We start from the raw sequence: 23923 nt of genomic DNA on the forward strand, positions 1-23923 counted from the left end.
ACAAGCGTCAGAGAATACGGCTAATCAACCGATCAATACGGATGCGGCGCAGGCGGCGGATAAGCTTGCGCACTTTCACCGGGTAATCGGCGATGCTTTGCAGGTCGCGATAGTGTTTCACCACCGTGGTATGGGTGCGGATCTCCGCAAGTTCGCGCTGGCGCACAGAGGCCAGTTGCTTCTTCGGATCATGGATAAGGATTGCGTTTTCCAGATCGAGACGCCACGCGCGCGGGTTAAGGTTGTTGCCGGTCAGCAGCATCCATTCACTGTCCACCCACATGCCTTTGAGGTGATAGCTGTTATCGCCATCTTTCCACAGGCGCACTACCAGTTGATCGGTGTTGACGTAATATTGCAGGCGGCTTAAGAAACGACGCAGGTTGATCTCGTAGAGATAAGGCAGCGCGCCGATAATCTTAAACGGCTGATCTTCCGGAATGTAAAAGTCGTTCGCCGTTTTATCGCCGACGATGATTTCCACCTTTTTGCCGTCGCGCAGAAGCGCGATGATATTACGCACCAGCACCGCAGGCAGGTTAAAGTACGGCGTACAGATGACCAGCTGCTCTTCGGCGCAGGGCATCAGATGAAAAATCGCTTTATTCAGCGGGCTCGATTTACCCAGCCCGACCAGCGGCGTGACGGCCAGCTGATCGTTATCGGCATCGCCCTGGAAGTGATACGCGGCGTCGCGCAGCACATGGCGGAACTGGCGAATGTCGTTTTTGATTTCCGGGCTTTTTGGACGATTCGGATCGTCAAGACGATTCACCGCGTGGCCGTTCATTAACTGCGTGCGCACCCAGTCATACATCACATCGGCAAGCTTCGCGTTGCGGATGCAGTGGTAGCGGTCATAGCGATATTTATCGTGCTGGTGCAGATAAACGTCGTTCAGGCTGGCGCCGCTGTAAAGCACGCAATCATCAATGATAAAGCCTTTGAAATGCAGCACGCCCAGCGCTTCACGGGTATTCACCGGCACGCCGTACACCGGTACGTTGACGCCAGGATTCTCCTGCGCCATGCGGCAATACCAGTCGGCATTGGTGTTTGAGGCTTCGGCGCCGATGCGTCCGCGCTGCGCGCGATGCCAGTCGACCAGGACGCTCACGTCAAGTTCAGGACGCTGGCGTTTGGCTTCATAAAGCGCCGACAACACGCCTTTACCACCATCGTCCTGCTCAAGATAGAGCGCGATGATGCAAATACGCGTGGTCGCCGTCGCTATCTTTTCCAGGAGCTGTTTGCGGAAATCGGCGGGAGCGAAACAGAACGCGACATCATCAACTGACTGAGAAAGCTTCGGTAGTTGGGCAAGGTGTTGTTGATGTTTGTTGCGTTTAAATTTTGACAACATCACAGTGCATATCTTCTCTGAAGTGGATGGTCTTCTGTGCAATGCAGACGACTGAAGCGGACGATAATACCATTACTGTCCAAAAATGTGGTCAACATTTCCAGTACCTTACTCACGAATCGGCGGGTTTAGTCAGCGCCAGGCTCAGCGCAACGATGCCTTCATCCAGCTGAATATCGACGCTAAACCCAAGCTTACGGGCCAGCGCGACCATCCCCTGGTTATGAGGCATCGTAATGCCGTTAAGCCGCGACAGACCATGATCGCGCGTATAGGCGATCAACTTTTCCAGCAGCCTGCGCCCGAGTCCCAGCCCTTTAAGATCGGATCTGACAAGAACCGCGAACTCGGCGTCGATATTGTCCGGATCGGAGATCGCGCGGGTGACGCCGATGATCTCCTCACTGCCTGCCTGCTGACGCACCGCCACGAAAGCCATTTCTCGATCGTAGTCGATCTGGGTCATATTGGCTAAATCATCATGGGTAAATTCATTGATCTCGCTAAAGTAACGGTAATAAAGATCTTCTTTCGTTACCTGTGAGATAAAGCGTTGCAACTGAGGCTCGTCTTCCGGAAGGATGGGGCGGAACAGGCAGCGCTCGCCATTTTTCAGCGTTACTCCTTCTTCTAAACGATGCGGGTAAGGGCGAACCGCCAGCCGTGCGTCCGCATCGCCGTTAAAGGGTTCAAGCTGCATCGTAACGTCCAGCGCCGTAAAGTCGCTGCCGGAAGCGAGCAGCGGGTGAACATCCAGACGCGCGATCTCAGGACAATCCACGACCAGGTTAGACACCCGCACCAGCAACTGGCTCAGGCCAGCAATATCCAGCGGCCGTAACGCGCTGCGCCCGCGGATTTTGCCGCTCTTGATCGCCTGAATCACCAGATAGCGCGCCAGATTCATATTCAGCGGCGGCAGCGCCACGGCGGCCTGCGCTTCAGGACGCCACTCCACGCCGCCTTCGCCCAGCATAATCAGCGGCCCGAAAACGGGGTCGTGCTCGACGACCACCCGCAGTTCCTGCGCGCCTGCGCGGTTCGCCATGCTCTGCACCAGCAGGCCGTGAATGCGCGCCTGCGGCCAGGTCATTTTCACCCTGTCGAGCATCGCGTCCGCGGCGCGCTGTACTTCGTGGGCGGTACGCAGATAAAGCATCACCCCCTGAACTTCAGATTTGTGCGGAATATCCGGCGAGCGCAGCTTCAGCGCCACCGGGTAGCCAATCTGGCCTGCGATGTGCACCGCCTCGGCGCTGTCGCCCGCTATCCACGTCGGCAGCGTGTGCAGGCCATAGGCCTCCAGTATCGGGCGCACTTCATGGGTATCAAGTTGCGTCACGCCCTCAGCGCAGGCCTGCTGCAACAGCTGATGCGCCTGGGCGGTATCCGCCGGGAGCGTGGCGGGCAGCGCCGGGGTTTCGCGCAGCTGCTTCTGGTTGCGTCGATACTCCACCATATGCATAAACGCGGTAACCGCGCCTTCCGGCGTACGATAGGTGGGAATACCCGCCTCGCTGAACAGGTGACGCGCCTCCTGAGAAGAAAACTCGCCGCCCCAGTTGGTTATCAGCGTCACATACTTGCCGCGCGGATGACGATTAAAGAGATCGATCAGCGCGCGGGCGCTCTCACTGCCGGGCGCGGCGGCGCTCGGGGAGTGGATAACCATCAGCGCGTCGAAATCGTGGCTGTCCAGCAGCGCTTCGATTGCTTTCAGATACCGGGCGGGTGTGGCGTCGTCGCGCAGATCGAGCGGATTGTCGGCGTGGATGCCTTCCGGCAACTGCTGTTGCAGCCGGGTCAGCATCGCGTCATCCAGCGTGGCGAGTTTCCCCTGCCGCCGCCAGAGTTCGTCGAGCGCCAGCGCCGCAGGCGCGGCGCCGTTGCTGACAATCATCAGCCGCTCGCCGCGCAGCGGGCGCATATGGCTTAAAGTTTCCACCGCCGAAAACAGCTCATGGGTATCCTGCACGCGCAGCAGACCGGCGCGCTGGATAGCCGCATCCCAGGCGGCGTCCAGCCCCGCATGCGTATTCAGCAGGCGACGCGCGCTGGGGCTGCGTCCGCTTTTAATCACCAGAATGGGTTTATTGCGCGAGGCGCTACGCGCAGCGGAGACAAAGCGTCGGGCGTCGCTCAGGTGTTCCAGATAAAGCAGAATGGCGCTGGTTTTACTGTCGCGAGCCAGATAATCGAGCAGTTCATCGACATCGATATCCAGGCTGTCGCCTAAGGCGATAAACCAGGAGAAGCCGAGCTGGCGCTGCTGCGCCCAGTCGAGAATGGTGTTAGAGACGGCAGCGGACTGCGAAATAAACGCGAGTTTGCCTTTGCGGATCGGTACCGGAGAGAAGCTCGCGTTCAGGCCCTGCCACGGCGCCAGCAGCCCCAGACTGTTTGGGCCGAGCAGGCGCATCTGGAAGCGCGCCGCGCAGGCCAGCAGCTCAGCATGTTGTTCCGGAGGTGATGAGAGCACCAGGCAGGTTTTACAGCCTTTCTCGCCGAGCGCTTCAAGCAGCGTCAGGTTGCGCTTCGCGTTGGTGCACAGCACCGCGAGATCGGGCGTAAACGGCAGGCTTGCGACATCCGGCCAGGCCAGCACGCCGCACACCGCTTTCCAGGCGGGCGTCACTGGCAGAACCGGCCCGCTGAAACCGCCCGCCAGCAAATTGCGCATCATCAGAAAACCGGCTCTGTCAGGTTTCATCGACGCGCCGATGACGGCGATGGATTTGGGACGTAACAGCGCTTCCAGGCCATGTTGGCTCATCATTTCCTCCGGCGTCGAAGTGAACTGATGATTTTAAACGTTTTCTGTCTGCGCTGCTGTGACGCTGCCCTGATGATGAGGTTTACCGGCGAGATAACGCGTTTTAAACAGCGCAAAGTGATCGCTTAAGCCCTGCGCCGCAGCGGTATCGCCCGCGCCATCCAGCAGCGCTATCGCCACTTCCGCGGTGCAATACTGACCGTCGGCGTGCGCTTCGCGTAACTGATACGTCGATACCCGCGTTAAATCCACCGAGATAACCGGCAGCGCGTCGAGATAAGGGCTTTTGCGAAACATTTTGCGCGCTTCGGTCCAGGTGCCGTCGAGCATAATAAAGAGCGGCGGCTTACCGGTGCGCGGCGGGGCGCTTAACACTTCGCGCCCGGCATCGGCGTAAGAGGCCGGGAACACGACCATCGGCTGGTAGTCAGGGCTGGCCACGAGTTCAAGAAGGGCGGCGGGCGGCTCGGTGCGCGACCACTGAAATGCCTCGGTAGCGGGAAGAATATCGGCGATAAGCCTGCCGGTATTGCTGGGCTTCATCGGCTCGGTGTCGAACATTACCAGACAGAAACGGCTGCGGGCCGGCTGCGGTTGCAGCGTGTCGCATAAACAGTGGCGTAAGGGCAACAGGCAACGCTGGCAGCGCGTGATGCGATTGCCGCGGGCGAGAAAAGGGCGGGTGGCGCGCGCCAGGCGCTCGGCGCGCAGGCGAAGGACAGCGTTTTCAGTCATGGGAAGTCGGCAAAAACGCCATTGTCGCAGAGGGAATCGCGGGGCACAAGGTGCGCCCCGCGGCAGACGTTATACGGCTTCGTTTGTCGCTTCGTTGAGCCAGGTATCGAACGGCGCTTTCGGTACGGCGCCGTTGAGCATATCCACCAGTTGCCCGTTTTTGAACATCATAATGGTCGGGATGCTGCGGATGCGAAAACGCGCGCTCAGCTCCGGCTCGGCTTCGGTATTCACTTTCACAAAGCGCATTTTGCCGTTACGCTCTTCAGCGACATCTTCGAAGATCGGCGCAAAGCTACGGCACGGGCCGCACCACGGCGCCCAGAAATCAATCACTACCGGCAGGTCATCTTTAAGCAGCTGATCCAGCGTTTCGCTGGTGGCGTTAATCACGTCGCCGTCAAACAGCGCGTGGCCACAGCGGCCGCATTTCGCGCCGTCTTCAATACGCTCTTCATCCACGCGATTGACAGTCTGGCAAGCGGCACAAACGGTATTCATAGCTAACCTCTGGGTTGCAGGTGACAGAAACCGATGAGGAAACATCGGCTATGTTTCAATAATGTTATCTATTATCTGCAACATTGTTTCCAGGCTCAAACCGTTTTATCCAATGAGTACAATAGTTATTAGCTTTTGCGCGAAAGAATGGCTAAGCGTGGACACATCGGGTAATCTGCGCGCTTCGCGCAGCGCAGGTGGAGAAAGACATGAACGACGAATTTAAAGGCAAGAGCGGCAAGGTCAAAGTGATGTATGTCCGCAGTGATGAAAATACGGACAAACGCAGCTCAAACCCACGTACCGGAAAAGGCGGCGGTCGTCCCGCAGGCAACGGTAAACCGGAAGGCGGTCGTCGTGCTGCGCGCAATGACAGACCGGCTGACCGTGAACGCAGCCGTGATCGCGACCGTGGCCGCGACGCCGACCGTGACGCGTCGCCATGGCGCACCGTTTCCCGCGCGCCGGGCGCGGAAGCCCCTGAGAAGCCGGATCACGGCGGCATCAGCGGCAAAAGTTTTATCGACCCGGAAGTGCTGCGTCGTCAGCGCGCCGAAGAAACTCGCGTCTACGGCGAAAACGCCTGTCAGGCGCTGTTCCAGAGCCGCCCGGAGTCTATCGTTCGCGCCTGGTTTATCCAGAGCGTGACGCCGCGCTTTAAAGAAGCGCTGCGCTGGATGGCGGCAAACCGCAAAGCGTACCACGTGGTGGACGACGCGGAGCTCACCAAAGCCTCCGGCACCGAGCATCACGGCGGCGTCTGCTTCCTGATTAAAAAACGCAGCGGCGCGAGCGTCGAGCAGTGGCTGAGCAAAGCGGGCGATGAAGATTGCGTGCTGGCGCTGGAAGATGTGGGCAACCCGCATAACCTCGGCGCTATCGTGCGCAGCTGCGCGCACTTCGGCGTGAAAGGCGTGGTCGTGCAGGATGCTTCGCTGCTGGAATCCGGCGCGGCGGTGCGTACCGCAGAAGGCGGCGCCGAGCATGTCGAGCCGATTACCGGCGACAGCTTTAGCGACGCGCTGGCGCAGTTCCGCGCCGCAGGTTACGCCATCGTGACCACCTCCAGCCATAAAGGTACGCCGCTCTTTAAAGCGACGCTGCCGAAGAAAATGGTGCTGGTGCTGGGTCAGGAAAGCGAAGGTATTTCTGAAGCGACGCAGGCGAATGCCGATTTAAGCCTGTCTATCGACGGCACCGGCAACGTGGAAAGCCTGAACGTTTCTGTGGCGACCGGCGTTCTGCTCGCCGAGTGGTGGCGTCAGAATAAAGCGTAAAAAACGCCAGCGTGACGCTGGCGCGATAAACGAGAAAACCTCCTGCGGGAGGTTTTTTATTGGGCGTTTTCAGGCAGAGCCGGCATCCAGTCGATGGGCGCTTCGCCGCGGCTTTCCAGATACGCATTGGTTTTAACGAAATGGCCGCAACCAAAGAAACCGCGATGCGCGGAGAGCGGCGACGGGTGCGGCGCCTGCAACACATGGTGACGGTCACGGTCGATAATCGCGCCCTTTTTCTGCGCATGCGATCCCCACAGCAGAAACACCACGCCTTCGCGATGCTCGTTAATCAGCGCGATCACTTTATCGGTAAACGTCTCCCATCCCAGATTCGCATGTGAGTGCGCTTTCCCGGCCTGGACGGTCAGCACGGTATTAAGCAGCATTACGCCCTGGCGCGCCCAGCTTTCTAAATAGCCGTGAGAAGGGCGGGTGAAACCCGGCACCGATTGCTCCAGCTCTTTATACATGTTCACCAGCGACGGCGGCGGCGCCACGCCCGGACGCACCGAAAAGGCGAGACCATGCGCTTGTCCTGGCCCGTGGTAGGGATCCTGGCCCAGGATCACCACTTTAACGTCGCCAAGCTCGGTAAACCGGAAGGCGTTAAACACATCTTTCTGCGGCGGATAGATAGTGACGCCCGCGTCGCGCTCTGCAGCGACCGTCGTCAGTATCTTCTGGAAATAGGGTTTTTCTTTTTCATCAGCCAGCACGTCGTGCCAGGTCAGTTTATCGGTCATCTCGCTCTCCTGCGATTTTCTGTTTCCTAAGCTTAACGCCTTATTTCCGAAGAACAAAACCAGGACCATTCAGACGGACGTTTACAAAATTTTTAAGAGGGTTTGCCGTACCTAAGTTGATGTAAAGCAATTCCTTTGTGTTATACCCCTACTTCGAGAGGGGTTTATTTTGATTTAAATCAAAGAATGACCGCCCTTTGGTGGTATATAAAACAATAAGACAACAATGGTTTTACCAATTAGCCAGCCGCCTGCTCGGCAGCCCGCTGGCTGAACGCATCAAACAAGCCCACAGGGAGGCAACTTATGATCACAGGTATCCAGATTACTAAAGCCGCAAACGACGATCTGCTGAATTCATTCTGGCTGCTCGATAACGAAAAAGGCGAAGCGCGCTGCGTCTGCGCCAAAGGCGGTTTCAATGAAGATGACATCGTTCCGGTAAGCCAGCTCGGCCAGTTCGAATACCGTGAAATTCCGATGGAAATCAAACCGGAAGTGCGTGTGGAAGGCGGTCAGCACCTGAACGTGAACGTGCTGCGTCGCGAAACGCTGGAAGATGCCGTTAAGCACCCGGAAAAATATCCACAGCTGACCATTCGTGTTTCCGGCTACGCGGTGCGTTTTAACTCGCTGACCCCGGAACAGCAGCGCGACGTGATTGCCCGTACCTTTACCGAAAGCCTGTAAGTTCAGGCGAAGAGGAACCGGCGGCGCGCCGTCGGTCAAAACAAAAACCGCCAGCATATGCTGGCGGTTTTTTTATCATTCGGCGTTGTCAGATGACGGTGTCGCCGTGCTGCTCGGCTTACGGCGCTTGCCGATATTCTTGGTGTCGCGGTGACGTTTCTTCACGCGCGGCTTCTCTTTTTCTTTCTCTTTCTTCTTCTCTTCGCGTTTGGCGAGCGCTTTCTTGGACGGCTTGCCGGTGAGCTTTTCACTCGGCGCGCGCGTGGACGGGCGCAGCTCGTCAATCACGCGGGCTTTCAGCGGCTCGTTAAGGTAGCGGCCCACTTTGCCCAGCAGCAGATGGTCATGCGCTTCGACCAGCGAAATCGCGGTGCCTTTACGTCCCGCGCGGGCAGTGCGGCCGATGCGGTGCAGATAGGTGTCGGCGGTGCGCGGCATATCGAAGTTAATGACGTGGCTTACGTCCGGAATATCAATACCGCGTGCGGCCACATCGGTGGCGATAAGCACATTAACGCGACCGTCGGTCAGACGTTTAATGGCCTCGTTACGCTTCACCTGCACCATTTCACCTTCGAGATAGCAGTTATTGATGCCTGCCTGACGAAGCTGATTTGCCAGTTCATGCACACGCTCGCGTTTACGCACAAACACGATGGAGCGAGTGGCTTCCGGCTGCTTCAGCAGATGCACCAGCAGCGCGGTTTTGTGTTCGATGTTATCGGCGCGGTAATACCACTGGTGGATTTTTTTGCGCTCGCGGGTGGATGGCGTGGCGGAGACTTCCACCGGCTCTTCCAGCAGGCGTTCGGCGAAATCTTTGATCGCGTCGCCTTCAAGCGTGGCGGAGAACAACAGGGTCTGCTTACGCCAGCGGGTTTCGCCCGCGATGGTTTCGATATCCTGCGCGAAGCCCATATCCAGCATACGGTCGGCTTCATCGAGGATCAGGGTTTCCACCGCGCGGCAGTCGAAGTTTTCTTCTTTAATGTATTGCAGCAGGCGACCGGTCGTGGCGACCACGATATCCTGGTTTTCGCTGAAGACTTCCGCGTGGTTCATATAAGCCACACCGCCGGTGATCGTGGCGATATCCAGATGCGTATGCTTTGCCAGTTCGCGCGCATGCTCGGCAACCTGCATCGCCAGCTCGCGGGTCGGGGTCAGGATGAGAATACGCGGCGGCCCCGATTTTTTGCGAGGGAAGTCGAGCAGATGCTGCAACGCCGGCAACAGATAAGCTGCCGTTTTACCGGTGCCTGTCGGCGCAGAACCGAGCACATCACGCCCGTCAAGCGCAGGCGGAATGGCGGCCGCCTGGATAGCGGTCGGGCGGGTGAAGCCTTTTTCCTGGAGCGCGTCCAGCAGGCTGTCATCAAGTTCAAGTTCGGAAAAAGTGGTTACAGTCATTTTCTACCTCAGTGTGGGGCGCAGATTATAGACGTTCAGCGCCCAATGTTCATCCCTTTCCCGGCTTCTCCTTTTCCCCGGCGGCGCTTTCGCCTATGCTACAGCGGTTTTGTTACCAGGTCCTTAAGATGTCGCAGCCAAAAATCCCGTTACGCCGCAATGGTTTTACCTTCAAACAATTTTTTGTCGCGCACGACCGCTGTGCGATGAAAGTCGGTACCGACGGCATTTTGCTGGGGGCCTGGGCGCCGGTCGCGAAGGCGCAGCGGGTGCTGGATATCGGCGCGGGCAGCGGCTTGCTGGCGTTGATGCTGGCGCAGCGCACGGACGATACCGTGACGCTGGACGCCGTTGAACTCGATTCACAGGCCGCGGAGCAGGCGCGCGAAAACGTCGCAGCCTCGCCGTGGGCGGCGCGTATTCAGGTACATGACGCTGACATTCAGGCCTGGGCGCAGCAGCAGACGCAACGCTACGAGCTTATCGTCAGCAATCCACCTTATTATGACAAAGGCGTCGCCTGCGCCACGCCCGCCCGTGAACAGGCGCGGTATACCACCACGCTCGATCACGGCGCGCTGCTCGCCTGCGCGGCCCAGTTAATTACCGAAGAAGGGTTTTTCTGCGTGGTGCTGCCGGAAAGCAGCGGCGAAGGCTTCAGCCGTCTGGCCGGCGAGCAGGGGTGGCATTTGCGGCTGCGTACCGATGTGGCGGAAAACGAAGGAAAACTGCCGCACCGGGTGTTGCTGGCGTTCTCCCCATCGCCCGGCGAATGCTTTTGCGATGATGTGCTGATCCGCGGGCCGGATCAGCACTATTCACCGGCCTATTGCGCCCTGACGGAAGCTTTCTATCTGTTTATGTGAACCAGCGGCGCGAGCACCGATGGCCCGGATTCCGGCAGCATTTCCGGGTAATCCAGCGTGTAGTGTAGCCCGCGGCTCTCTTTACGCATCATGGCGCAGCGCACGATAAGCTCCGCCACCTGAACCAGATTGCGCAGCTCCAGAAGATTATTGGAGACGCGGAAGTTGGCGTAATACTCTTCTATCTCTTGCTGTAGCATCGTGATGCGCCGCAGCGCGCGCTCCAGCCGTTTGGTGGTGCGCACGATACCCACGTAATCCCACATAAACAGCCGCAGCTCATGCCAGTTATGCTGCAACACTACCAGTTCGTCCGGATGCTCCACGCGGCTTTCGTCCCAGGCGGGCAGGGTCTTAACGTCGCGGGCGTAGGGCAGGCGCAGCCGGATATCTTCCGCCGCCGACCAGCCGTAGACCAGACACTCCAGCAGCGAATTCGAGGCCATACGATTGGCGCCATGCAGCCCGGTATAGGTTACCTCGCCAATGGCGTAAAGCCCGTCCACATCGGTACGCCCGTGCTCATCGACCATCACGCCGCCGCAGGTATAATGCGCGGCGGGCACGACCGGCACCGGTTCACGGGTAATGTCGATGCCAAGCCCCAGCAGCTTTTCATAGATTGTCGGAAAATGCTGGCGGACAAACGTCTCCGGCTTGTGGCTAATATCGAGATACATGCAGTCGGCGCCGAGGCGTTTCATTTCATGGTCAATGGCGCGCGCTACAATATCGCGCGGCGCCAGTTCGGCGCGCGCGTCAAACTCCGGCATGAAGCGGGAGCCATCAGGGCGTCTCAGATACGCGCCTTCGCCGCGCAGCGCTTCGGTCAGCAGGAAATTGCGCGCCTGCGGATGAAACAGCGCGGTCGGGTGAAACTGATTGAATTCAAGATTCGCAACGCGACAACCGGCGCGCCAGGCCATGGCAATGCCATCGCCCGAGGCGATATCAGGGTTAGTGGTGTACTGATAGACTTTTGACGCGCCGCCGGTGGCGAGCACCACGGCTTTCGCGCGGCAGGTTTCCACTTCTTCTTTATTACGGTTCCAGATCCAGGCGCCCACCACGCGCCGCGTGCCCGGCAGGCCAATTTTGTCGGAGATAATCAAATCCACGGCATTATGGCGCTCAAGGATGCGGATATTCGGGTGGTTGAGCGCTTTATCCATCAGCGTGGTGGCGACGGCTTTACCGGTGGCGTCCGCCGCATGAAGAATACGACGATGGCTGTGGCCGCCTTCGCGGGTGAGGTGATAACTCTCTTCGCCGTTCGACTGCACTTCGGTATCAAACAGCACGCCCTGATCGATAAGCCACTGCACGCAGTGGCGCGCGTTGCTGGCGACAAACTCTACCGCGTCGCGATCGCACAGACCCGCGCCCGCAATCAGCGTGTCTTCCACATGTGAGGCGATGCTGTCGGTTTCGTCGAAAACCGCGGCAATGCCGCCCTGGGCATAAAAGGTGGAGCCTTCGCTCAACGGGCCTTTGCTCAAAACCATAACCTGGCTATGTTCCGCCAGACGCAGCGCCAGGGAAAGGCCAGCGGCGCCGCTGCCAACAATCAGCACATCACAGTGAAGTTCAGGTGTCATAGTCATCGCGGTGTTTAATTTACTAAACAATGTTGAGCCAGCATAGCACCAGAATGCGAAATCAAACACGGTTTTTTTAATCTTCGTTGTAACCACTAAACACGGGGGAGACATTCTGCCTTAATACGACATGGCATAATAAAAACGCTGCGTAACGCCGCGCATCCCGAAGATTTAAACGTGAAAAAATGGTGGTGTTGCGTTACCCTGCAAGCGGCCTGGGCAACAAAATACCGTCCTTACAGGTCGTCATTTATATTGTGAACATATAATGAGTAGAACCGGCGTTCGCTATTGCCGCACAAAAACAAAGGCGTAACGGAACTTTCCGGGCAACCGGCGCTCTAAGCTTCTGCTTGCTCACAATGCAGAGTTCGGGTGGCATTTCGATTACGCGTGGAAATTAAGGTTTGGGGAGACATTACCTCGGATGAGCGAGCAGTTAACGGATCAGGTCCTTGTCGAACGGGTCCAGAAGGGAGATCAGAAAGCCTTTAACTTACTGGTCATTCGCTACCAGCATAAAGTGGCGAATCTGGTATCCCGCTATGTCCCCTCAGGCGACGTCTCTGATGTTGTTCAGGAATCTTTTGTTAAAGCCTGGCGCGCGTTTGATTCCTTTCGCGGCGACAGCGCGTTTTATACCTGGCTCTACCGTATCGCCGTCAATACGGCAAAAAATTACTTAGTCGCTCAGGGCCGTCGCCCGCCGTCCAGTGATGTGGACGCCATTGAGGCGGAAAACTTCGAAAGCGGCGGCGCGTTGAAAGAAATTTCGAACCCAGAGAACTTAATGTTGTCTGAGGAACTGAGACAGATCGTATTCCGTACCATAGAGTCACTCCCGGAAGATTTACGCATGGCAATTACGTTGCGGGAGCTGGATGGCCTGAGCTATGAAGAGATAGCGGCTATCATGGATTGCCCGGTCGGTACGGTACGCTCCCGCATTTTCCGTGCGCGGGAAGCCATTGATAATAAAGTTCAACCGCTTATCAGGCGTTGACGATAGCGGGATACTGGAAAAGGTATTAAGCATGCAGAAAGAAAAACTTTCCGCTTTAATGGATGGGGAAGCACTGGACAGCGAATTGCTGAGCGCCGTCGAAAACGACAAAGCGCTGCAGCAAACCTGGGAAAGCTATCACCTCATTCGTGATACCCTGCGCGGCGATACCGGCGAAACGCTTCATTTCGATATCTCCGCACGCGTCATGGCGGCTATCGAAAACGAGCCCGCCCGTCAGGCAGCGCCGCTCATCCCTGAATCACAGCCCGCGCCGCATCAGTGGAGCAAAATGCCGTTCTGGCATAAAGTGCGTCCCTGGGCGAGTCAGCTCACTCAGGTCGGCATGGCCGCGTGCGTGTCGCTGGCGGTGATCGTCGGCGTTCAGCACTATAACGGCCAGCCTGACGCGACCGCACAGCCGGAAGCCCCGGTTTTCAACACGCTGCCAATGATGGGCAAAGCCAGCCCGGTCAGCCTCGGCGTGCCGACGGCGGATACTAACGCCGCGGGCGGTCAGCCGCAGGTTCAGGAACAGCGTCGTCGCATCAATGCGATGTTGCAGGATTACGAACTGCAACGCCGTCTGCATGCTGAACAACTCCAGCTGGAGCAGTCGCAGACGCAGCAGGCGGCCTTACAAGTGCCTGGTAACCAGACTTTAGGAACTCAATCGCAGTAATGAAGCAACTTTGGTGCGCCGTCTCTCTCTTGACGGGCAGCCTGTTCGTTTCCTTCAACGCCTCGGCGGATGCATCGTCCGAGGCGTTGTTGCAGCAGATGAACCTGGCGAGCCAGTCACTCAACTACGAGCTCTCATTTGTCAGCATCAACAAGCAGGGTGTGGAATCATTACGCTACCGCCACGCCAGGCTCGACAATAAGCCCCTCGCACAATTATTACAGCTGGATGGCCCACGTCGCGAAGTCGTGCAGCGTGGTTCGGAAATCAGCTATTTCGAGCCAGGGCTTGAGCCGTTTACCCTGAACGGCGATTTCATCGTCGATTCGCTGCCTTCGCTGGTTTACACCGATTTCCGCCGCCTCGCGCCGTATTACGATTTTATCTCCGTCGGGCGCACCCGCATTGCCGACCGGCTTTGCGAAGTGATCCGCGTTGTCGCGCGTGACGGCACCCGGTATGGCTACATCGCCTGGCTCGACAGCGACACCCGTCTGCCGATGCGCGTCGATCTGCTGGATCGCGACGGCGAAACGCTGGAGCAGTTCCGTGTCGTCTCCTTTACCGTGAACGATAAGCCCGGCACAATGATGCAGAATCTGGCGAAAGCCTCGCTGCCGCCGCTGCTCTCCGTACCGGCGGGCGATGAGGTGAAGTTTGACTGGTCAGTCTCCTGGCTGCCGCAGGGCTTTACCGAAATATCCAGCAGTCGCCGACCGCTGCCTGGCATTGATTCGCCGGTGGAGTCGCGGCTCTATTCTGACGGGCTGTTTAGTTTTTCGATTAACGTGAACCGCGCCAGCGCCAACAGCAGCGAACAGATGCTGCGTACTGGCAGACGCACCGTCAGCACCGAAGTGCGCAATAATGCCGAAATCACGGTGGTGGGGGAGTTGCCGCCGCCGACGGCGAAGCGCATCGCGAGTAGTATCCGATTCAAGGTATCCCAATGATTAAAGAGTGGGCCACGGTAGTCTCGTGGCAAAACGGCGAAGCCGTACTTAGCTGCGACGTAAAAGCCTCCTGCAGCAGTTGCGCGTCCCGCGCCGGTTGCGGCACGCGCGTGCTGAACAAGCTGGGGCCGCAGAATACGCACTATATTAACGTGCCGAGCGAACAGCCGCTGGTGGCCGGTCAGAAAGTAGAGCTGGGCATCGCCGAAGGCAGCTTGCTTGGCTCCGCAATGCTGGTGTACCTGTCGCCGCTGTTGGGCCTGTTTATGATGGCCGGGATCTTCCAGGCGTTATTTGGCTCCGATCTTGCTGCAATGTGCGGCGCGGCGCTTGGCGGCGTGGGCGGTTTTCTGCTGGCGCGCGGCCTGTCGCCGACGTTCGCGTCGCGTGAAAGCTGGCAGCCGATTATTCTCAGCGTCGGCCTCCCGCCGGATGCGCTGCGCGTCGAAACCTCTCCTTCCTCAGACAGCCGGTAACCCGCCGGCTGCGTGGTTTTGCGCATCCTTTCCCTGAGATTTTCATTCGCCGTCTATGCTTAGCTGAGACGCAGTTTCCCCGCTTTCTGGTTGTAGTGTAGAATGCAGCGTTTCAGGCATAAGACAGCCAGAGACATCATGCTCAGTACCGCGCGTTGCGCCGAGCCTCTCAGGATTTATAAGGCATAAAAATCTCGCTATATGAAGAACATACGCAACTTTTCGATCATCGCTCACATCGACCACGGTAAATCGACGCTGTCTGACCGTATTATTCAAATTTGCGGCGGCCTTTCCGATCGCGAAATGGAAGCGCAGGTGCTGGATTCCATGGATCTGGAGCGCGAGCGCGGCATTACCATTAAAGCCCAGAGCGTGACGCTTGACTACAAAGCCTCCGACGGCGAAACCTACCAGCTTAACTTTATCGACACCCCCGGCCACGTGGACTTCTCCTATGAAGTTTCCCGCTCCCTCGCTGCGTGCGAAGGCGCGCTGCTGGTGGTGGACGCAGGGCAGGGCGTGGAAGCGCAGACCCTCGCCAACTGCTATACCGCGATCGAAATGGATCTCGAAGTGGTGCCGGTACTGAACAAAATTGACCTGCCTGCGGCCGATCCTGAGCGCGTGGCGGAAGAAATCGAAGATATCGTCGGCATCGACGCCACCGATGCGGTGCGCTGTTCGGCGAAAACCGGCGTTGGCGTGCAGGATGTACTGGAGCGTCTGGTGCGCGACATCCCTGCGCCGGAAGGCGATCCGGATGCCCCATTGCAGGCGCTGATCATCGACTCCTGGTTCGATAACTATCTGGGCGTGGTGTCACTGATCCGTGTGAAGAACGGCACCCTGCGCAAGGGCGATAAAGTCAAAGTCATGAGCACTGGTCAGACGTACAACGCTGACCGTCTTGGGATTTTCACGCCGAAACAGATTGACCGTACCGAGCTGAAATGCGGCGAGGTAGGCTGGCTGGTGTGCGCGATTAAAGACATTCTCGGCGCGCCGGTAGGCGATACCCTGACGCTTGCGCGCAACCCGGCGGAAAAAGCGCTGCCAGGCTTTAAGAAAGTGAAGCCGCAGGTTTACGCGGGTCTCTTCCCGATAAGCTCTGATGATTACGAGTCCTTCCGCGACGCGCTCGGCAAGCTGAGCCTCAACGACGCCTCCCTGTTCTACGAGCCGGAAAGCTCTACGGCGCTGGGCTTCGGCTTCCGCTGCGGCTTCCTCGGCCTGCTGCACATGGAGATAATCCAGGAGCGTCTGGAGCGCGAATACGATCTCGATCTCATCACTACGGCACCGACCGTTGTGTATGAAGTGCAGATGACCAACAACGAGGTGGTCTATGTCGACAGCCCGTCCAAGCTGCCGCCGCTGAACAATATTCAGGAGCTGCGCGAGCCTATCGCCGAGTGTCACATGCTGCTGCCGCAGGAATACCTCGGCAACGTCATCACGCTGTGCGTCGAAAAACGCGGCGTGCAGACCAACATGGTGTACCACGGCAATCAGGTTGCGCTGACCTATGAAATCCCGATGGCGGAAGTCGTGCTCGACTTCTTCGATCGTCTGAAGTCAACCTCGCGCGGTTACGCGTCGCTGGATTACAACTTCAAGCGCTTCCAGGCCTCGAACATGGTGCGTGTTGACGTACTGATCAACGGCGAGCGCGTCGATGCGCTGGCGCTGATCACCCACAACGACAACGCGCCGTACCGCGGCCGCGAGCTGGTGGAAAAGATGAAAGAACTGATCCCGCGCCAGCAGTTCGATATCGCCATTCAGGCGGCTATCGGTAACCACATTATTGCCCGCTCCACAGTGAAACAGCTGCGTAAAAACGTGCTGGCAAAATGCTACGGCGGCGACGTCAGCCGTAAGAAAAAGCTGTTGCAGAAACAGAAAGAGGGTAAAAAACGCATGAAGCAGGTCGGTAACGTCGAACTGCCGCAAGAAGCGTTCCTCGCCATTCTGCACGTTGGGAAAGACGGTAAATAATCTAAGGAGTTGGCATGGCGAATATGTTTGCCCTGATCCTGGTCATCGCAACGCTGGTGACGGGCATCTTGTGGTGCGTGGATAAATTTATCTTCGCGCCGAAGCGTCGCGAGCGCGCGGCGCTTGCCGCCACGGATGCGCAGGACGCAGGCGTGTCGAAGAAAGCGGGCCCGAAACCGGGCTGGCTGGAAACCGGCGCGTCGGTCTTCCCGGTTCTGGCCGTCGTTCTGGTGGTGCGCTCGTTTATCTACGAGCCGTTCCAGATCCCGTCAGGCTCAATGATGCCGACGCTGCTTATCGGCGATTTTATCCTCGTGGAGAAATTCGCCTACGGCATTAAAGATCCGATCTACCAGAAGACGCTTATCGAAACCGGCCATCCGAAGCGCGGCGACATCGCGGTATTTAAATATCCGGGCGATCCGCGCCTTGACTACATCAAGCGCGTGGTTGGTCTGCCGGGCGATAAAGTCAGCTACGATCCGGTGGCGAAAGAAGTGACCGTCCAGCCGAACTGCAGTTCAGGCCAGGCGTGCGCGAACGCGCTGCCGATCACCTATTCGAACGTCGAGCCGAGCGATTTCGTGCAGACCTTTGGCCGTCAGAGCGGCGGCGAGGCGAGCAGCGGTTTCTTCCAGGTACCGAAGAACGAAAGCAAAGACGGCGGCATCCGCCTGACCGAGCGTAAGGAAACCTTAGGCGACGTCACGCACCGCATTCTGACGGTGCCTATCGCGCAGGATCAGGTGGGTATTTACTACCGCCAGCAGGGCCAGCAGACCGGCACCTGGATTGTCCCGCCGGGTCACTACTTCATGATGGGCGACAACCGCGATAACAGCGCCGACAGCCGTTACTGGGGATTCGTACCGGAGGCTAATCTCGTGGGTAAAGCGACCGCTATCTGGATGAGTTTCGAGAAGCAGGAAGGTGAATGGCCGACAGGCGTGCGCCTGAATCGAATCGGCGGCATTCATTAACGAATTAAATCTGTTGGAACTAACGACATCCCCTGTCGTTGTGTATAGAATATTCCCCCGACGATTTCCGGCTGGCTCCCGCAAGGGAGCCACGGCACACGAAACAGCTTTGAACCCCTTCAGCCCTGTTCCGTGTGCTGAATTTTTGACGCATTCATTAATTGGTATCGCATGAACCCCATCGTAATTAATCGGCTTCAGCGAAAGCTGGGCTACACTTTTCATCATCAGGATCTGTTGCAGCAGGCATTAACGCATCGCAGTGCCAGCAGCAAACATAATGAGCGTCTGGAGTTTCTGGGTGACTCCATTTTAAGTTTCGTGATTGCGAACGCGCTGTATCACCGTTTCCCGCGCGTCGATGAAGGCGACATGAGCCGTATGCGCGCAACGCTTGTACGCGGCAATACGCTCGCTGAAATCGCGCGTGAATTTGAGCTGGGCGAGTGCCTGCGTCTTGGGCCGGGCGAGCTGAAAAGCGGCGGTTTTCGTCGCGAATCGATTCTTGCCGATACCGTTGAAGCTTTAATCGGCGGCATTTTCCTCGACAGCGATATTCAGACCGTCGAGCGCTTAATTCTCACCTGGTATCAAACACGTCTGGATGAAATCAGTCCGGGCGATAAACAAAAAGATCCTAAAACGCGTCTGCAGGAATATCTGCAGGGGCGCCATCTGCCGCTACCGTCTTACCTGGTAGTGCAGGTGCGTGGGGAAGCTCACGATCAGGAATTTACTATCCACTGCCAGGTAAGTGGCCTGAGCGAACCGGTGGTCGGCACGGGTTCCAGCCGCCGCAAAGCGGAGCAGGCAGCCGCTGAGCAGGCGCTGAAAAAACTGGAGCTGGAATGAGCGAAACCAAAACACACTGCGGATTTATCGCCATCGTTGGCCGCCCGAACGTCGGGAAGTCAACGCTGCTGAACAAACTGCTCGGGCAGAAAATTTCTATTACTTCCCGTAAGGCGCAAACCACGCGCCACCGTATCGTGGGCATTCACACCGAGGGCGAGTATCAGGCTATCTATGTTGATACCCCCGGCCTGCATATGGAAGAAAAACGCGCGATTAACCGCCTGATGAACAAAGCGGCCAGCAGCTCTATCGGCGACGTTGAGCTGGTGATTTTCGTGGTCGAAGGCACCCGCTGGACGCCGGACGACGAAATGGTCCTGAACAAACTGCGCGACGGTAAAGCGCCGGTCATTCTGGCGATCAACAAAGTGGATAACGTGCAGGATAAAGCGGAGCTGTTGCCGCATCTGCAGTTCCTGGGAAGCCAGATGAATTTCCTCGATATCGTGCCTCTCTCTGCGGAGACCGGCATGAATGTGGATACCATCGCGTCGATCGTGCGTAAGCACCTGCCAGAGGCGATTCACCACTTCCCGGAAGATTACATCACCGACCGCTCGCAGCGCTTTATGGCTTCCGAAATCATCCGTGAAAAACTGATGCGTTTCCTGGGCGCTGAGCTGCCGTATTCGGTGACGGTCGAAATTGAGCGTTTCGTAACGAACGAGCGCGGCGGTTACGACATCAACGGGCTGATCCTCGTTGAGCGCGAAGGGCAGAAGAAAATGGTGATTGGCAATAAAGGCGCCAAAATCAAAACCATCGGCATCGAAGCGCGTAAAGACATGCAGGACATGTTTGAAGCGCCGGTGCATCTTGAGCTGTGGGTTAAAGTGAAATCAGGCTGGGCCGACGACGAGCGCGCCCTGCGCAGTCTCGGTTACGTCGACGATCTTTAAGGCCATGTGATGGAAGGCTGGCAGCGAGCTTTTGTGCTCCACGCGCGTCCGTGGAGCGAAACCAGCCTGATTATTGATCTGTTTAGCGAAGAATCCGGGCGCGTGCGCGTTGTCGCCAAAGGCGCGCGCCGCAAACGCTCTAACCTCAAAGGCGCCCTACAGCCATTTACCCCGCTGCTGGTGCGCTGGAGCGGGCGCGGCGACGTCAAAAACCTCACCAGCGCCGAAGCCGTCTCCCTGGCGCTTCCGCTTTCCGGCATCACGCTATACAGCGGCCTGTACGTTAACGAACTGGTCGCGCGCGTGCTGGAGCCGGAAACCCGCTTTTCCGAGCTTTTCTTCGATTACCTGCACTGCATTCAGGCGCTGGCGGGCGCGACCGGCACGCCGGAGCCTGCGCTGCGCCGCTTTGAACTCGCGCTGCTCGGGCATCTGGGTTACGGCGTGGATTTTCTGCACTGCGCAGGCACCGGCGATGAAGTCGATGACGCCATGACCTACCGCTATCGTGAAGAGAAGGGCTTTATCGCGAGCCTGGTTATCGACAACACCTCCTTTACCGGCCGCCAGCTCAAAGCGCTCGCCACCCGCGATTTCCCCGATGCCGACACGCTGCGCGCCGCCAAGCGTTTCACGCGTATGGCGCTTAAACCCTATCTTGGCGGCAAACCGTTAAAAAGCCGCGAGCTGTTTCGCCAGTTTGTGCCGAAAAAACGTCCGCTTCCGCCGGAAGGCGAAACCGCCTGACCGCGCAACCATAGCCAGCCTTTCCCGACCAGGTGTAAACTGCCTGCACTTTTTGTCGATTTACGAGGATTGTCATGGCTGAATTGCTGTTAGGAGTCAACATCGACCACATCGCCACGCTGCGTAACGCTCGCGGCACGGCTTACCCGGACCCGGTACAGGCGGCGTTCATCGCCGAACAGGCCGGCGCGGATGGCATCACCGTTCACCTGCGCGAAGATCGCCGTCATATCACCGATCGCGATGTGCGTATCCTGCGCCAGACACTCCACACCCGTATGAATCTTGAGATGGCCGTCACCGAAGAGATGCTGGCCATCGCCTGCGAGACAAAGCCGCATTTCTGCTGCCTGGTGCCGGAAAAGCGTCAGGAAGTGACCACCGAAGGCGGCCTGGATGTCGCGGGTCAGCTCGATAAAATGCGCGACGCCTGTCAGCGTCTGGCGGCGGCGGGCATTCTGGTGTCGCTGTTTATCGACGCCGATAACGCGCAGATTGACGCCGCGGTCGCGGTCGGCGCGCCATATATTGAAATCCACACCGGCTGCTATGCGGATGCCGAAGACGACGCCACCCGCGTGCGCGAACTTGAGCGTATCGCCAAAGCCGCTACCTACGCCGCGAGCAAAGGCCTGAAAGTGAATGCCGGGCACGGGCTGACCTACCACAACGTCCAGGCGATTGCCGCGCTCCCGGAAATGCATGAGCTGAATATCGGCCACGCGATTATCGGACGCGCCGTGATGAGCGGCCTGAAAGAGGCGGTTTCTGAGATGAAACGTCTGATGCTGGAAGCGCGTCGCTAATGGCGATTCTGGGTCTGGGGACCGATATCGTGGAGATTGACCGCATCGAGGCGGTCATCTCCCGCTCCGGCGATCGGCTGGCGAAGCGGGTGCTGAGCGCGAACGAATGGGCGCAGTATCAGGAGCACCAGCAGCCGGTGCGCTTTCTGGCGAAACGCTTCGCGGTGAAAGAGGCGGCGGCGAAAGCCTTTGGCACCGGCATTCGCAACGGGCTGGCGTTTAATCAGTTTGAAGTGTTTAACGATGAGCTGGGAAAACCGAAGCTGCGGCTGTGGGATGAAGCTGAACGGCTGGCGGCGCGTATGGGCGTGACATCGGTACACGTCACGCTTGCCGATGAGCGGCACTATGCCTGCGCGACGGTGATTATCGAAAGCTAGATCTTATCGGCATGATGGAGCAGCACGAACTTATCCCACAGCTGCTCTTCATTTTCCGCATGAGCCGGATCCTTAATAATCGTATTCGGGATCGGGCACACTTTCTGACAGGTGGGCGTCTCGTAATGGCCCACGCACTCCGTGCAACGGCTGGTATCGATCTGATAAATGTTGTCTCCCATTGAGATAGCCTCGTTCGGGCACTCCGGCTCGCACATGTCACAGTTGATACATTTTTTAGTGATAAGCAGCGCCATCAGGAAAATCTCAGAAACAACACAAACAGGGCGGGCATTATACGCCCATTTGTTGCTCAGACCAGTTTTTTTACCAGCGCTTCGCTGTGGCGAATACGCTCCGGCGCTTTCTCCAGATCCTGCTGCACCAGCGCCATAAACAGCAAATCCGCGAGCATCATCTGGGCGGAAGTGGACGAGATAGCCGCGCTGCGCGTCGCCTGTTCTTCGGCAATGGTATAGAGACACTGCGTCGCGCGCTGTTGCAGCGCGTTTGGCGTAAAGCCGGTGATCGCGAGAATGCGCGCGCCCACGCGCAGCGCTTCGTCGGCGGCGAGGTTAATCTCGCGCCGCTCGCCGGAGTAGGAGAGCGCCACCAGCAAATCCTCCGGCTCCATCGCCTGTACGGTCGCCAGCAGCGCGTGCATATCCTGTTCGGCGACGGCATTGAGGCCAATTTTCATCAGCTTCCAGGAGAAGTTTTTCGCCACCAGCCCGGAAGCGCCGATGCCGGTCAGCACAATGCGCCGCGCATTACGCAGCAGTCCGACGCTCGCCAGCAGCTTCTCTTCCGGGTTGATATCCAGCGACGCGTGCATCGCCGCGACATTTTCTTTGATGAGCTTTTCGCCCACCAGACGCAGCGGGTCGTCGCCCAGGATCTCGTTATGTACCGCGACCGAGTGAATGTTGCTCTGGCTGGCGAGCGCTTCGCTGATGGCAAGTTTCAGGGCCGGAAACCCCTTATAACCCAGCTTCTGGGAAAACTTCACCACGCTCGACTGACTGACGCCCGCTTCCGCCGCTAACTGCTGAGAGCTTAAATGACGGGCGTAGTCAGGAAACTGAAGCAAAAAGTCGGCAAGCTTTCGGTCGCTTTGCGCCAGCGTCGGGTATCGCTGGCGGATAAGGATCAGGGTATTCATCAACGCCTCCGGCTGGATTAAGTGTGATCGGCTTTTCATTGCCGGGAAATTGACTCGCCACTTTGAATTTTATATTCCATTATAGCGTCATCATTATGAATTAAAAATTCAGAGGTGCAATATGAATCTTGGCTCGCTGGTCTCAGAAACCCGAAACCCCGCTACGCGGGATCTCGACGCGCTCCCGACGCTTGAGATGCTGATGCGTTTTAACGAAGAAGACAAGCGTGTGGCGCACGCCGTCAGTGAAACATTGCCGGACGTGGCGAAGGCGGTGGACGCGGCGGCGACGGCGCTAAAAAGCGGCGGACGGCTCATCTACATGGGCGCTGGCACCAGCGGGCGCCTCGGCGTGCTGGACGCCTCGGAGTGTCCGCCGACGTTCGGCGTGCCGCATGGCGTGGTAGTCGGGCTTATCGCAGGCGGCCCTGGCGCGCTGCTGAAAGCTGTCGAAGGCGCGGAAGATAACGCGCAGCTCGGCGAGGACGATCTCAAAGCCATCGGGCTTACCGCGCGCGATATGGTGGTGGGGCTGGCGGCATCCGGGCGCACGCCGTATGTCATTGGCGGCCTGAAGTACGCCCGCGCGCTGGGCTGTGCGACGGCAGCCATCTCCTGCAACCCCGGCTCGCCGATAGCCGAAGCGGCGGAAATCGCCATTTCGCCCGTGGTCGGCCCGGAGGCGCTCACTGGCTCCACGCGCCTGAAATCCGGTACCGCGCAGAAGTTGGTACTCAACATGATCTCCACCGGCGCGATGGTGAAGTGCGGCAAGGTGTACCAGAACCTGATGGTGGATATGAAAGCGACCAACGTCAAACTGGTGGATCGCGCCTGCCGGATGGTGATGGAAGCGACCGGCGTCACGCGTGACGAGGCCGAAGCGGTGCTTGCCCAGACCGATTATGAAGTGAAACCCGCGATTTTAATGGTGCTGACCGGGCTGGACGCGCAGGCCGCCCACGCGCGCCTTGCGGCGCATAACGGCTTTTTAAGAGCGGCGTTGCAGCCGTAAGG

General features: G+C 58.0%; 24 protein-coding genes. 15 read left to right on the forward strand and 9 right to left on the reverse strand.

The annotated features are described in order from the left end of the window. Nucleotides 1-7: 7 nt before the first annotated feature. The 4 genes from pssA to trxC all read right to left on the reverse strand — a co-directional run bounded on the left by pssA (nucleotide 8) and on the right by trxC (nucleotide 5372). On the reverse strand, nucleotides 8-1363 hold the full coding sequence (gene pssA, locus AB8W27_RS05095; protein WP_041923836.1) for a CDP-diacylglycerol--serine O-phosphatidyltransferase: 1356 nt from the start codon (nucleotides 1361-1363) through the stop codon (nucleotides 8-10). Between the two features lie 112 nt (nucleotides 1364-1475). Then, the gene (gene pat, locus AB8W27_RS05100) at nucleotides 1476-4136 is read right to left on the reverse strand and encodes a protein lysine acetyltransferase (protein ID WP_041923835.1); all 2661 of its coding nucleotides are present in this window, start codon (nucleotides 4134-4136) and stop codon (nucleotides 1476-1478) included. Between the two features lie 33 nt (nucleotides 4137-4169). After that, a complete protein-coding gene (locus tag AB8W27_RS05105; protein WP_041923834.1) occupies nucleotides 4170-4871 on the reverse strand; it encodes a tRNA-uridine aminocarboxypropyltransferase in 702 nt (233 codons plus the stop codon). A gap of 69 nt (nucleotides 4872-4940) precedes the next feature. After that, complete coding sequence (trxC, locus tag AB8W27_RS05110; protein ID WP_041923833.1) at nucleotides 4941-5372, reverse strand: thioredoxin TrxC; 432 nt, start codon at nucleotides 5370-5372, stop codon at nucleotides 4941-4943. Between the two features lie 209 nt (nucleotides 5373-5581). Here trxC and AB8W27_RS05115 point away from each other — a divergent pair, with 209 nt between their 5' ends. Next, nucleotides 5582-6649, forward strand: a complete 1068-nt coding sequence (locus tag AB8W27_RS05115) for a tRNA/rRNA methyltransferase (RefSeq protein ID WP_041923832.1) — start codon at nucleotides 5582-5584, stop codon at nucleotides 6647-6649. 56 nt (nucleotides 6650-6705) lie between these two features. Here the strand turns inward: AB8W27_RS05115 and ung are convergent, their stop codons facing one another. Further along, nucleotides 6706-7395 (reverse strand): uracil-DNA glycosylase, encoded by a 690-nt coding sequence (gene ung / locus AB8W27_RS05120; RefSeq protein ID WP_041923831.1) that lies wholly within the window; start codon nucleotides 7393-7395, stop codon nucleotides 6706-6708. Nucleotides 7396-7701: 306 nt separating this feature from the next. Between ung and grcA the strand changes: the two genes are divergently transcribed. Next, entirely contained in the window at nucleotides 7702-8085 is a 384-nt protein-coding gene (grcA, locus tag AB8W27_RS05125) for an autonomous glycyl radical cofactor GrcA (protein WP_007763323.1), read from the forward strand. Nucleotides 8086-8160: 75 nt separating this feature from the next. On the opposite strand, the gene srmB is transcribed toward grcA, so the two are convergent. Then, on the reverse strand, nucleotides 8161-9495 hold the full coding sequence (srmB, locus tag AB8W27_RS05130) for an ATP-dependent RNA helicase SrmB (RefSeq protein WP_015742145.1): 1335 nt from the start codon (nucleotides 9493-9495) through the stop codon (nucleotides 8161-8163). A gap of 128 nt (nucleotides 9496-9623) precedes the next feature. Between srmB and AB8W27_RS05135 the strand changes: the two genes are divergently transcribed. Next, complete coding sequence (locus tag AB8W27_RS05135) at nucleotides 9624-10361, forward strand: tRNA1(Val) (adenine(37)-N6)-methyltransferase (protein WP_041923830.1); 738 nt, start codon at nucleotides 9624-9626, stop codon at nucleotides 10359-10361. Here AB8W27_RS05135 and nadB read toward each other — a convergent pair. Further along, nucleotides 10346-11965 carry an L-aspartate oxidase gene (gene nadB, locus AB8W27_RS05140; RefSeq protein WP_041924194.1) on the reverse strand — a complete coding sequence of 540 codons (1620 nt, stop codon included), beginning with the start codon at nucleotides 11963-11965 and terminating at the stop codon, nucleotides 10346-10348. The two genes, AB8W27_RS05135 and nadB, sit on opposite strands and share 16 nt — an antisense overlap. A gap of 424 nt (nucleotides 11966-12389) precedes the next feature. Here nadB and rpoE point away from each other — a divergent pair, with 424 nt between their 5' ends. From rpoE to acpS, 11 genes are all read left to right on the forward strand, one after another. Next, the gene (gene rpoE, locus AB8W27_RS05145) at nucleotides 12390-12965 is read left to right on the forward strand and encodes an RNA polymerase sigma factor RpoE (RefSeq protein ID WP_007763311.1); all 576 of its coding nucleotides are present in this window, start codon (nucleotides 12390-12392) and stop codon (nucleotides 12963-12965) included. A 31-nt stretch (nucleotides 12966-12996) separates the two neighbouring features. Continuing rightward, nucleotides 12997-13647: an anti-sigma-E factor RseA gene (gene rseA, locus AB8W27_RS05150; protein WP_007763309.1), complete on the forward strand. Its 651-nt coding sequence runs from the start codon at nucleotides 12997-12999 to the stop codon at nucleotides 13645-13647. Further along, a complete protein-coding gene (rseB, locus tag AB8W27_RS05155) occupies nucleotides 13647-14600 on the forward strand; it encodes a sigma-E factor regulatory protein RseB (RefSeq protein ID WP_041923829.1) in 954 nt (317 codons plus the stop codon). Before rseA ends, rseB begins: the two co-directional genes overlap by 1 nt. Further along, complete coding sequence (rseC, locus tag AB8W27_RS05160; protein WP_015742141.1) at nucleotides 14597-15076, forward strand: SoxR-reducing system protein RseC; 480 nt, start codon at nucleotides 14597-14599, stop codon at nucleotides 15074-15076. Before rseB ends, rseC begins: the two co-directional genes overlap by 4 nt. Nucleotides 15077-15277: 201 nt before the next feature. Then, nucleotides 15278-17077 (forward strand): translation elongation factor 4, encoded by a 1800-nt coding sequence (gene lepA / locus AB8W27_RS05165; RefSeq protein ID WP_015742140.1) that lies wholly within the window; start codon nucleotides 15278-15280, stop codon nucleotides 17075-17077. Between the two features lie 14 nt (nucleotides 17078-17091). Then, nucleotides 17092-18057 (forward strand): signal peptidase I, encoded by a 966-nt coding sequence (gene lepB / locus AB8W27_RS05170; protein ID WP_015742139.1) that lies wholly within the window; start codon nucleotides 17092-17094, stop codon nucleotides 18055-18057. 171 nt (nucleotides 18058-18228) lie between these two features. Then, the gene (rnc, locus tag AB8W27_RS05175; RefSeq protein ID WP_041923828.1) at nucleotides 18229-18909 is read left to right on the forward strand and encodes a ribonuclease III; all 681 of its coding nucleotides are present in this window, start codon (nucleotides 18229-18231) and stop codon (nucleotides 18907-18909) included. Next, the gene (gene era, locus AB8W27_RS05180; protein ID WP_007763295.1) at nucleotides 18906-19811 is read left to right on the forward strand and encodes a GTPase Era; all 906 of its coding nucleotides are present in this window, start codon (nucleotides 18906-18908) and stop codon (nucleotides 19809-19811) included. The genes rnc and era overlap by 4 nt, the downstream gene beginning before the upstream one ends. A 9-nt stretch (nucleotides 19812-19820) precedes the next feature. Further along, on the forward strand, nucleotides 19821-20558 hold the full coding sequence (gene recO, locus AB8W27_RS05185) for a DNA repair protein RecO (protein WP_007763293.1): 738 nt from the start codon (nucleotides 19821-19823) through the stop codon (nucleotides 20556-20558). Nucleotides 20559-20632: 74 nt separating this feature from the next. Next, complete coding sequence (gene pdxJ / locus AB8W27_RS05190) at nucleotides 20633-21364, forward strand: pyridoxine 5'-phosphate synthase (RefSeq protein WP_041923827.1); 732 nt, start codon at nucleotides 20633-20635, stop codon at nucleotides 21362-21364. Further along, nucleotides 21364-21744 carry a holo-ACP synthase gene (gene acpS / locus AB8W27_RS05195; RefSeq protein WP_015742136.1) on the forward strand — a complete coding sequence of 127 codons (381 nt, stop codon included), beginning with the start codon at nucleotides 21364-21366 and terminating at the stop codon, nucleotides 21742-21744. Before pdxJ ends, acpS begins: the two co-directional genes overlap by 1 nt. On the opposite strand, the gene AB8W27_RS05200 is transcribed toward acpS, so the two are convergent. Together AB8W27_RS05200 and AB8W27_RS05205 are read right to left on the reverse strand one after the other, a co-directional pair. Then, nucleotides 21741-22001, reverse strand: a complete 261-nt coding sequence (locus AB8W27_RS05200; RefSeq protein WP_004387385.1) for a YfhL family 4Fe-4S dicluster ferredoxin — start codon at nucleotides 21999-22001, stop codon at nucleotides 21741-21743. The genes acpS and AB8W27_RS05200 overlap by 4 nt on opposite strands. Before the next feature lie 56 nt (nucleotides 22002-22057). Then, on the reverse strand, nucleotides 22058-22906 hold the full coding sequence (locus AB8W27_RS05205) for a MurR/RpiR family transcriptional regulator (RefSeq protein WP_004387386.1): 849 nt from the start codon (nucleotides 22904-22906) through the stop codon (nucleotides 22058-22060). A 121-nt stretch (nucleotides 22907-23027) separates the two neighbouring features. Here AB8W27_RS05205 and murQ point away from each other — a divergent pair, with 121 nt between their 5' ends. Beyond that, a complete protein-coding gene (gene murQ, locus AB8W27_RS05210; RefSeq protein WP_015742134.1) occupies nucleotides 23028-23921 on the forward strand; it encodes an N-acetylmuramic acid 6-phosphate etherase in 894 nt (297 codons plus the stop codon). Nucleotides 23922-23923 lie beyond the last annotated feature (2 nt).

Source organism: Cronobacter turicensis, from assembly GCF_041222865.1.
GTDB lineage: Bacteria > Pseudomonadota > Gammaproteobacteria > Enterobacterales > Enterobacteriaceae > Cronobacter > Cronobacter turicensis.